Source organism: Pantoea sp. FN0307 (genome assembly GCF_050113815.1).
Lineage (GTDB): Bacteria > Pseudomonadota > Gammaproteobacteria > Enterobacterales > Enterobacteriaceae > Mixta > Mixta alhagi.
The window spans coordinates 14,512-25,861 of the sequence record NZ_JBNJSO010000007.1 but is presented as its reverse complement, the minus strand read 5'-3'; the positions used below and the strand labels follow the sequence as shown (position 1 = coordinate 25,861).

The following is an 11,350-nucleotide window of genomic DNA, read 5'->3' as shown; positions in this document are numbered from 1 at the left end:
ACTCCATCAGCGCGGTGCTTCATCTTTTTCAAATTGAAACTTTTAAAAATCCTTATCTCAAAACCAATAACGGACGGTATCTGCAATGGCAAATAAAAGCAGAAGGTTGACTGTGCCTCAGCGCGTTACACGGCCTGAGACAAAAGCAAAACGCGTACGGTTAAGCGCGCTGGCAGTGGCGGTTTGCCTGGGAGCGGTAGGACAGGCAGCAGCGAACAACTATATCGAACAGGGCGTAGCGGGCGATCCAGCCAGCTGGCGCAGCAGCGAATATAACGCCGAGTGGGGACTGGGCGCGATCAACGCTGATAAAGCCTACGCCGCTGGCTACAGTGGCAAAGGCGTCAAAGTCGGCATCTTCGATCAGTCGGTCTATGCCAAACACCCCGAATTTGTCGGTACCGACAAAGTCATCAACCTTGTCACTGAAGGCATACGCGCCTACACCGACCCTTACATTCCGGTAAAAGCCGGCGATGCCTTCCGCTATGACGGCACGCCAAGCGTTGATTCAGATGGTGAACTGGGATCGCACGGCACCCACGTTGCCGGTATCGCCGCCGGCAGCCGTGACGGCGGGGCCATGCACGGCGTCGCTTATGGCGCGCAAATTGTCAGTGCGGAAAACGGCGATCCCGGCCCGGAAGATGGCATCATTCTCGGTAACGATGGCGCAGTTTATAAAGCAGGCTGGGATGCGCTCAGAGAAAGCGGCGTGCGCATTATCAACAACAGCTGGGGCATCGGCATCACCGACAAATTCGCCCAGGGCGGCAGCGATCCCGCTTATCCGCACTTCACCGTCAATGATGCGCAAAAACAGTTCGACCAGATCAAACAGATCCTCGGCACCGTGCCCGGCGGCGCTTATCAGGGCGCTATTGAAGTTGCTCGCAGCGGCATCATCACCATCTTCTCCGCCGGCAACGATGACAACCTCAACAACCCCGACGCTATCGCGGGCCTGGCTTACTTTGTACCAGAAATTACCCCCACCTGGCTCACCGTCGCCAGCGTCGCGCGCGATCCCGCATCCGCCAACAGCGTGCCTTACACCCTAAGCGGCTTCTCCTCCCGCTGCGGCTACACCGCCAGCTTCTGCGTCTCCGCGCCTGGCTCGCGTATTTACAGCTCGATAATTGAGGGCGACAGCATTGATAACCTCACCACCGACTACGCCAACTACAGCGGCACCTCCATGGCTTCACCGCATGTATCAGGCAGTGCGGCAGTACTGATGGAACGCTTCCCTTATATGACCGGCGCGCAGATTGCACAGGTACTGAAAACCACCGCCGTTGATATGGGTGAAGCGGGCATTGATGAACTCTATGGTTGGGGCATGATCGACCTCGGTAAAGCAATTAACGGGCCGGGCATGTTCTACACCGTAGAAGATATCCCTGAAGCGCTGCGCGTGCCGGATCCGGATGGCGTGGCCTATGGCCCAACGCAATTTGTCGCTAACATTCCCGGCATCGGCGCGACGGTAGATGCCGGCACCCCTTATCAGCGCATCTGTAACGAGGCGCAGTGTGATTTTGACGTCTGGTCTAACGACATCTCCGGCCACGGCGGTTTGACCAAAGAGGGCGCAGGATCGCTCTGGCTCACCGGCAGCAACACTTACTCCGGCCCGACGCTGATTAACGCCGGCCTGCTGGCGATTAACGGATCGGTCACTTCTGATGTCACGGTGCAGCAACAGGGCGTGCTGGGGGGATCGGGCAGCACTGGCGCATTAACCGTCGCCAACGGCGGTACCGTTGCGCCAGGTAACTCTATCGGCACGCTTACCGTCAACGGTGATGTTACCTTTGAACAGGGGTCGCGCTACGCGGTAGAAGTCGCGCCGGAAGGACGCAGCGATCGCATCGCCAGCACCGGCGCAATCGCCATTAACGGCGGTGAAGTCAGGGTCTCGCTGGAAAACAGCAGCAACCTGCTTAGCCAGAGCGAACTACAAACGCTGACGGGGCGGTATAACATCCTGACCGCAGAGCAGGGCATCAGCGGTCAGTTTGACAGCCTGCTGCCCAACTATGCCTTTACCTTCCTCGGCACCTCCCTCAGCTATCAGGCGAACCAGCTCACGCTGGCGGTCGGACGTAACGATGCCACCTTCGCCAGCGTGGCGGAAACGGCGAATGAGCGTTCGGTTGCGCAGGCGGCGGAAGCGCTGGGCGCAGGCAACCCAGTCTATGAAAGTCTGCTGCTGAGCGGATCGGCTGGCGAAGCGCGTCAGGCGTTCCGTCAGCTCTCGGGTCAGGTGCATGCTGATATCGCCTCGGCGCAGATCAATGACAGTCGCTATCTGCGCGACACGCTCAACGATCGCCTGCGTCAGGCGGAAGGCCTGGCGAATTCGTCACAAATCAAAGCGGATGAGGGCGGCGCATGGGCGAAACTGCTGGGCGCGTGGGATCACGCCTCCGGTGATGCCAACGCCACCGGCTATCAGGCATCCACCTACGGCGTACTGTTGGGGCTGGATTCCGCCTGGGCGGACGATGCGCGCATGGGCGTGGCAACGGGTTACACCCGCACCTCACTGGATGGCGGCTACGGCGCCAGTGCGGATAGCGATAACTACCACCTGGGCGTCTATGGCGGCAAAGCGTATGGCGCGCTGGCGCTGCGTGCTGGTGCAGGCTACACCTGGCATCGTTTCGATACCTCGCGTTCCGTGAGCTACGGCAGCCAGTACGATCGTGCCAACGCACAGTACAGCGCACGCACCGAGCAGTTCTTTGCCGAAGCGGGTTACAGCATCCCGGCAGGGCTGGTTAACCTCGAACCGTTCGCCAATCTCTCTTACGTTAACTTCCAGAACAACCGCATTGCCGAACAGGGCGGCGCGGCGGCGCTGCATGGCGACAAGCAGCACACGGATGCCACCTTCTCAACGCTGGGTCTGCGTTCCGAGCTGCAATGGGATGTTAACGGTGGAACATCAATCGCGCTGCGCGGTGAGCTGGGCTGGCAGCATCAGTACGGCGAGCTGGATCGGGGGACCGGGCTGAAGTTCAACGGCAGTAGCGCACCGTTTGTGGTGAACAGCGTCTCTGCTTCGCGCGATGGTGCTGTGATCAAAGCCAGCGCTGAGGTGGCGTTAAACAGCAACTCGCATCTGTCGCTGGGCTACAGCGGCCTGTTATCGGAAAACCATCAGGATAACAGCGTCAACGCGGGCTTTAGCTGGAACTTCTGATCGAATAATCCTGTTAGCGAGGGCCGCAATAGCGGCCTTTTTTATGGTCAGTTGTATGATAAATCCGCCAATGTTGATACTTCTCTGTGTTATCTGAATGCCTTCGAAAATATTTAACGGCAGGGCCTGTTTAATCAACAGGCATAAATTCTGGACAATGATTAGGTGGCCAATAATAATAGGCGCGCTTAAAAATAGATAAGTGTTTTTTGCAAGTAAGCTGCTGGATAAGAAAGAATGTTTTTAATAAAGAGCCCGCAGTCTGGCAGAGTTTATCGTCTACTTGCGCTTAATAAGCATAATAATATCCTGATAATTTGGTTTGTTTTAAATAATTGTATCGCAGTCTGTTTTATTGTGCTGTTGGGTTAGGGTTTCGCCCTGTGCGTCTGTGTACAAAAAATAGGCTGATATTAACCAAGGTTTTTACACGTTATATAAAAAATATCGGGACCGATTTTGAAGAAATTAACAAATTTATTTCAGGTATGGATAAGGATTAAGGAGAGAAAGTGAAACGCCGTCACCTAAGGAAAGTGGGGTCGCTGACTGCCGTCGCTATGCTGACTTCAAGCTGCGCCAATCTGCATCAGGCTGGACAAAATTATGGTACGGCTATTGGCTGTATTGGCGGAGCGGCATTAGGCGGGGGGATAACTTATCTCGTTACTAAGGATGCGACTAAAGCTGTCGCTGGCGGTCTGGTCGGCGGCATTGCCGGTTGTATGGCTGGCAACGCCTGGCAAAACCGCGAGAAAGCGCTGGCCCAAATTGCGGCTGAAGAGCATATCGTTATTAAAAGCCAGCCACTTCAAACTAAGGAGAAAAGCAGTACAGAAACCGTGGGACTGGTGGCCCAGGTAGAAGACAGCGGTATGTTTGATACGAACAGCGCTCAGCTTTCTGCTAACGGGCTGCGACAGATCAGGAAGATTGCCTCCGTTATGAAACAGGATGACCAAAATGGCGTTGTGTTGATTGTCGGCCATACTGATGCCACCGGAAGCGCCAGCTGGAACCAAAAGCTGTCGGAACAGCGAGCACAAAGCGTTGGTCGTATACTGCAGCAGGCAGGGATCAATCCGCAAAAGCTTTATTTCCAGGGCGCAGGATCGTCTCGTCCGCTGGCAGATAACACAACGTACGACGGACGAGCGGCGAACCGCAGGGTAGAAATCGTTGGTCTGGCAAACGAAGCTTTGCTTCGACAGCGGGTAGAACAGGAAGGCAACAACCTGGCCTATTTACGCTATGGCACTCAGTCCGCCAGTACTCAGCAGTCTAAACGCGCATCAGCGCCCGCAAAACGCCGTACTGTAAACTCCCACAGTGCCAAAAAAGAACCTTCAGTTGCGCCGGTCGCGCAGAGCAGAGGGACCGTTGCATCAACCGGGACGGAAAATAACAAAAATTGGGTAGATTTCGGCGGGCAGGCGGTCAACACGTCAACGCTTCCTTTGGCAGTGAACCTCAAGCCGCGCAGCAGCGGGTTTTCCTTGATTTCGCAGGCAAATGCCAGTGGCGTAATGGGAAGTTGCCTGACTGATAGCGCGCGCGTCGCGGGAGTAGCAAAAAACCTGGCCAGCGGAAAAGCGATCGATGCTCATCAAACCCGGGAATACTTCAACGGTATGAATGGCCGTGCATGGGCCGGACTGGTTAATAACCATCTGGTCACGCTGTCTCCGGTTAAAGTGCTTAAAGATAATGCCGCTGTGGTGGCCGATCCGAAAGTTTATATCACCCGCAATTACCAAAACAGCGGTAATCGTAAAGCTGATGCGCCAATAAGCGCCGTTGCTAATGCATGGGAAGGCGAAGACAGTATCCTTTATCGGGTTTATCTGCCGTCAGAGAAAAAACAGCCGCTTTCATGTATCGATCTGCTGGTGCCTAAAAATGCGACTAAAGCGCAGCAGGGCCAGCTTTTTTATACCAATCACAGCAATGCCTGGGTGGCGAATTACAGTCCGACCCGTAGTTAATCAAGGAAACAAAGAATGGAACTTTTCCAAAGCATCGCCGAGGCGATCTCCCTCTATCGCTATATTTTCTGGCCTTTACTGGCTTTGGCGATCTTAACAGTCGTTTTTATTCGCTGGTGGAACCAGGTTAGCTATTTCTTTCTTAATTTCCTCAGCAGTTTCCCTGTTATCGGTCTTATTGCCCGTCTTTCACGTAGCAATGAGCCTCGCCGCACAGAGTCGGATGGGAAGGCCTGGTATCCTGCTGAGAAAATGCTCTGTGCTAAGTACTGGCGTTATTATGAGTCCTTTAATCACAGCGCCAATTTTTATCATCAGTGCGTCAATTATTTGAACAAAGTGGACGAACGGGGGCGCAAACCGACCGGGCCTTTGCTGTGGTTCTGTAGCGTGGCGTTAGTCTTGCTTGAAGCTTTTATTTTCGCGTTGGTACTGTCGCCCTTTATCGCCAATAACATCTCTGCTAATCAGGCTGAATTTTCCGCCATTGTGATTTCTGTCTTAATCGGCGTGGTGCTGGTGCCAGCGACCCATTTAATGGGCGCAGAGCTGCATAAAAATACGCTGCTGAAAAAGATACGCTATTGGTATAACGATGCGCGTCATGATGGCAATGCTAAAGGATTATCCAAAGCCAACAACGTCTCGCTTGAAACCAGCGATGTTGATGACGAGCAGCCTAATTACATCCAGATGCGTAACCGTGTTAATACTAACGTTGAGGCCAAACCGCAATACTGGGCGACGGCCATTGCGCTGGCGCTGATTATTTTCTTTGCGGTAGGCGCCTATTTTGTTCGCGCAGCCACTATTGATGCGATTGATACGCAGGTGGTAAACGGCTCGCCTTTTAGTCAGCTAAGCGATACGCAAAGTTCGCCGTTTGAGCTGCCTGACGCGGCTATAGCGGATAATGCTAAAGCTGACAGCCAGGCGGCAGACGAGATCAACCACAACCGCGTTTTCGCCTCTAAGCTGACGTTTATTATTCTTTCGGTGATTTTCGTCGGCGTTCAGTTGATTGGTATTCTTATCGGCCTTTACCGCTCTTTTGCCGGTATCGAATCTAAGATGGCGGCGAAATATGTGGGTAACTTCAGTGGATCGGAAGAGTTTACCGCCTGGCACAGCGCTCGCCGCGAGCGAGTCGAGCGCGATGCACAAGAGAAGCTGAGTGCGCTCCAAAACCGTATGCTGATGAAGCGTACAAGTAGCCAGAGCCAACAGCTTAACGAACTGCTGACATTCGATGATTATATCAGCGGGAAAATGCGGAGTAAGGCCCGTGCTGAGCACGCGTTAAATGAAAATCGCAACAGAGATAACGCTCAGACGCAATCCAGCACGGCTCCCGAGCCGGTTATTCAGCAGACGCCTGCCGAATCGGCGCAGAGAGTGGAGCCGTCGACTAATCACAACGCACAGCCACAGGCCGCGCAGCAGAGCGAAAAAGAGCGTCTTGATGCGCTGGGAGAGTTGCTCGGCTTGGATGAAGAAGACCTGGCGCTAATTGCCGAAGATCAGGGGCTCTCTCTGGAAGCATTAGTGAAACGCCAGCGCGTTCAACAATTGCTCAACAAGACAAGGGCGAAGGGGGAGGCATGAAAGGATGGCTTGCGCTAATTTTGCTGGGTATGGCATGCGTAACGCAGGCGGCCGATCGTAATGATATTCCCAGCTGTTATCACTTTCTGAAACAGGATACCGTACGCCCGGATGATAGCGGGCGTGAGCTGATTATTATTATTGATCAAACCGTTAAGGTACCGCTGCCCCTGAAAGAATCAGTCTGGCAGCACGTGCTTCGCTACGTGCAGCCGGGCGATCGCGTTGTACTGTATCAATTCTCTGCACTATTACAGGATAACTATCTGAAGCGGGTTTATGACGGCAAACTGGAAGCGCTGTTTACCGATCAAAAGGCGCGTAACAATATGGGCATGGAGAGCTTGAAAAAGCTGGATGCCTGTTTGCTTCAGCAAAAACATTTTTTTAGCCAGGGCATCGGTAAGTTGATGGCCGCAAGCTTTGCCGCTGACAGCGACAGCGTAGCTAAAAGCGAAATCTTTGGCAGCCTGAAGCGAATTGCTGAAGATTTGAAAAGCGATCCAGCCAGAGAAAAATCTGTTTTGCTGGTATCAGATATGCTGGAAAACAGTGATTTTGTCAGTTTTTACAGTAATAACCACATCCGTTCGATAGTGGCTGAAAAGGAGATGGCAAAAGTGTCTGAACAGAACCTTATTGCTGATTTTAACGGGGCGAAGGTTTATATAGCTGGCGCAGGCCTTATCGATACCGCCGCTAAAAATAATTACCGTTCCGGTAAGGTGATGCAGCAGCTTGAAACATTCTGGCAGCGTTATTTCGAGACGTCTCATGCGAAGCTGGTTAGCTTCGGTGCACCCGAATTAACGGTAGAGATTAAGTAAGCGCTTTATCCTTCCTGGTAACGCCTCCCGCTTCGGAAGGCGTTACCGGTTGCTTTATTAAACCGCTACAGCCCGTGGTTTATTTCCCTAAGTCGTTTCAGCAGAAAAATCGCTGCGAATACGCTCCTGTAAAGAAGCCAGTTGAATATGAATCTCATCTTTCAGCTCGCCGCTATACAGCACTGATGTTTCGAAATTTTTATACTCTCCCTGACGCTGTGCGCTAGCCCAGTTATAAGAACCGATACAGATAAAATTATTATCCGCCATCAGCAGCTTACTATGCACTTTGTTAACCACGCGCACGGCGATGCCATGTGCTGTCAGCTCCGTACAGCAAGCGCTAAACTGGGTATTTTTCTCTTCATCAAAACGATTGTTTGTAAACGTATTAAAGCGATAGTCCGTGTAGAGTTCGACGCTAATGTCGCGCCCCACGGCCTGTTGCATGGTGCTCAATATCCCACTTTCCCTGAGCCTGAAAAGCGAGACCCAAGGCGAGACAATGACTACCCGTTGCTGCGCCAGCTGTAGGATTTCGGTCAGGCATGCATCATGCGCTTCCGCATTATTAATCACCCGCGGCTCGCGGCAGCTTAATAGCAAGTCAGGACGTGCGCCTACGGAAAAAATTAGCTCGCTGTCGGTGCGCCTGGCTAAATATTCGCCAAGTAAATGTCGGGGCGTTCCGCGCGGAGAGGCATCAATAGCCTCCATATCGCCAAAAACAAGAAAGCTATCTTTGGCGCGTGAAACGGCGACATTTAACATTGAACTGTCTTTATCGATAAATCTACCATTACTGTGGCGTGAATAAACCGCAGAGAAAAGAACGATTTTGCGTTCAGCCCCTTGAAGTGCATGCACTGTTCCAACAGTCATTTTCCCCTCGGTGCGTCCGACATCAATACCACGGCTTTTACAGGCTTCAGCGATGAGTCGCTCCTGCGCTTTAAACGGCGTGACAACTCCGACAATATTTTCCAGCTTAGCGCCGTAAAACGCTTCCAGCTCAGCGCGCTTATCTGCCAGCCAGTCGGCAATGGTATTGGCTTCAAGACGGTTAATGCGACTGCCGGCAGGAGGAGATTCGGCCAGACCGTCTATATGCAAATAGCCTAACGCCGGAAAAGGCGGCCGCTTTTCTGCGGCATCGACGCTTCCACGTTTAGGCTCCAGCAAGCCGTGATAGCACAGCTCATTACAGAAGGAGATGAGTTCGTCATAACAGCGTCGATGCTCTCTCAAAAACATACCTGCTTCTGCTTCCGGCAGATAGTGATAACGGCTGGCTTGCTGAGCAATCTGCATTACTGAACCTTCAACAACGGAACGTCCCTGTTGGCAAAGCTCATTGTAGTCAGCGGCGTTAGCTAATAGCTGATGCTGCATCAGATTGCCGATATCAATCACCGGCGACTGGCTGCTAACGGGCTGAATTTGATGCACATCACCGATCACCAGCGCACGCCTGGCCAACGCAAAAGAGGCAGCAGCAACGTCTGGCGCTACCTGTCCCGCTTCATCAATGATCAGCAGATCGATCTCATTGATCAGATATTCATTATTAAAAACGCCTTCGCTCTCAAAGACCTTATAGGTCATATACCCAGGCAGAGAATAAAGCGTTGAAACAATACAGGGCGTCAGGCACATGCGACGCGCCCAGCGGGCACGCACCGCCTTGAGACCCTGCGCATCATTGCCGTTGCGGTTTTTAATCAGCATCTCGCGGTCGTGCTCTTGATAGTCCAGGAGCCAGCGTGCCTCCCAATAATGTACCGCCAGTTGAAACAGGCGAAAGCGTAAAGAAACATCCAGCGCGCGGTCAATTTCATCCCAAGAAGCCGTTGCTGTTTTCTTATTTCTAAAAGGCGCGCTTAGCTGTAGCCATTCCTCTTCCGCCAGCTGATACTGCTTCTGTAAAGTCGCTATTTGACCCAGCTGTTGCTCCAGATATTCGATATTCTTCCGTTGCTTTTTAAGCCAATCTTCCAGTCTGGATTCCAGTCTTTCAGCGGAGTAATCATCAGCCAGCGTACAGGCCAGGGGGGAAAAGTTATTTTTGATAAATTGCTTACGCTTAGCCCTGCGTTTGTTCGCTACGGCAGGGACGACATCCAGTAAGCTCAACAGCAGGGATTCATCTGCACAGAATTTCAGCCAGCCAGTAAGGCTATCTTCAACGCCGATAAGATCTTGCTTATGAGTTAATAGCTCAGCTTGTAAAGCGGCCCGCCTCTTTTCAGGCTCCATCTGCTGACGCTTGAGTTGCAGCGTATCAAAATTTTGCCAGCCCACTTCAAGCTCGGCCATCAATTGATAGCAGGCATTAATTTCCTTCCAAATCTTTTGCTTAACTTGTTTTACCGTTGTCAGGTCCGTGCCTTGCCAAACCGCTTGCGCACGGGTCAAAAAGGCACTTTCCGCGCGGTCTACGTAGTCTTCATTTTCCAGCAGCTTATAAAAGGAGGGAGTGTGATAATGCTTTGCTGCTTCGCCTTCCAGGCTGGGGGCAGGGAAATATCCCCCGTAGCTTTTCATTTCCGGCAGCCAACGGCCACTTAAGGGATCATTATTCTCTTCAAAGTCTTTGCCAAAGGCCTCGATAATATTGGTTACGGCCTGATTATTAGTTGAGGCGGCGATAATCAATGGCGGTTGGGTTTCTTTCCATGCGGCCTCTACCCATAGCGAGGCAACAACAGAGAGGACAAAGGTAGTTTTACCCGTGCCGGGTGGGCCGTTAACGGCCAGGATCTCGCCGGGCTGCATGGTCATAACCTGGGCCAACGCATCGCGCTGGGCAGCGGCAAGAGGAAAACGTGAATTGGAATGCCCTGCGCGGGTCACCAGCTGCGTCAGCGCATTGGCGCAAGGAGAATGCTGCGTGTTGTTTTCAAGCGCGTAGCTTTCCGCCAGCGGCAGCGACTCTTTGCACTCAGCCAGCCAGTCGTAAAGTTTTAAAATCTGGTAGCTTCCGCTGATAGCATCCTCGATTTTTTTAAGATAGCCACCGTTCTGGTTGGTATAGCGCGCTTTAAGCCGTTCTCTGTCGCAGAGCTTGAACAGCTCACGGGCCGAAGCAATATAAAGACTCCAGGGAGACATTTCTTTATCGAAGTCGGGCTGCTTGCTGAAGAGCGCACTGGCTTCCTGCTCGCTATAAATTTGTATCGTTTGCTGATCCAGAAAACGGTCAAGATCCTGAACGGAGGCCAAAGTAAACTTATCGTCATACTGAGGAGAGAGAAGATCGCGCGGGATTTGTGGCTTGCCGGCAGGCAGAAAATGTCCCTCGCGGCTAAGCCAGACTGGGCAGATGACTGGCGTTATTGTCTCAGGGAAACCGGAAGAACTACTTTTGCTGTGCTCATGTTCCTGCTTAACCCGATAAGCCGCAGGGCGCAGCGTAAGCTTGATAAATTTTGTCTCATCAGGAACGTCTTTAAACAGCAGGTTCAGGACATCACTTTCTTTGTCCAGGCAACCTTGCCCGATGATTTCTGCCGGTACTTTTTGGTATTCGCTCAGTGCCTTATGGGTCATTGCGCCACTGCCGCTTTCAGCGTCTGCCAGTGAATTGCGCCAGTAGCGTAGCCATTGCCCGGCTTTTGCTGCACTCATACTTTTCATCCTTGCCTTATGCTTTTTTGACCCTGGCTGGTCTTTAATCAGTTTCGCTTATCATAACGCTAAAGTTTTAGCCCGTCGCTGGCAAG

General features: G+C 52.3%; 5 protein-coding genes. 4 read left to right on the top strand and 1 reads right to left on the bottom strand.

Annotated elements, in window-relative coordinates; translation table 11 throughout:
* The first annotated feature begins 175 nt into the window (after window positions 1-175).
* The 4 genes from ACQE3Z_RS17445 (at window position 176) to ACQE3Z_RS17430 (ending at window position 7,628) form a co-directional block, all read left to right on the top strand.
* Window positions 176-3,211 carry an autotransporter outer membrane beta-barrel domain-containing protein gene (locus ACQE3Z_RS17445; protein ID WP_426974883.1) on the top strand — a complete coding sequence of 1,012 codons (3,036 nt, stop codon included), beginning with the start codon at window positions 176-178 and terminating at the stop codon, window positions 3,209-3,211.
* Window positions 3,212-3,723: 512 nt separating this feature from the next.
* On the top strand, window positions 3,724-5,196 hold the full coding sequence (locus ACQE3Z_RS17440; protein ID WP_426974767.1) for an OmpA family protein: 1,473 nt from the start codon (window positions 3,724-3,726) through the stop codon (window positions 5,194-5,196).
* Between the two features lie 15 nt (window positions 5,197-5,211).
* Window positions 5,212-6,801, top strand: coding sequence for a hypothetical protein (locus ACQE3Z_RS17435; RefSeq protein ID WP_426974766.1), 1,590 nt, complete (start codon window positions 5,212-5,214; stop codon window positions 6,799-6,801).
* The gene (locus tag ACQE3Z_RS17430) at window positions 6,798-7,628 is read left to right on the top strand and encodes a hypothetical protein (RefSeq protein WP_426974765.1); all 831 of its coding nucleotides are present in this window, start codon (window positions 6,798-6,800) and stop codon (window positions 7,626-7,628) included. Before ACQE3Z_RS17435 ends, ACQE3Z_RS17430 begins: the two co-directional genes overlap by 4 nt.
* 87 nt (window positions 7,629-7,715) lie before the next feature.
* Here the strand turns inward: ACQE3Z_RS17430 and ACQE3Z_RS17425 are convergent, their stop codons facing one another.
* Complete coding sequence (locus ACQE3Z_RS17425) at window positions 7,716-11,255, bottom strand: AAA domain-containing protein (RefSeq protein WP_426974764.1); 3,540 nt, start codon at window positions 11,253-11,255, stop codon at window positions 7,716-7,718.
* Window positions 11,256-11,350: the final 95 nt, after the last annotated feature.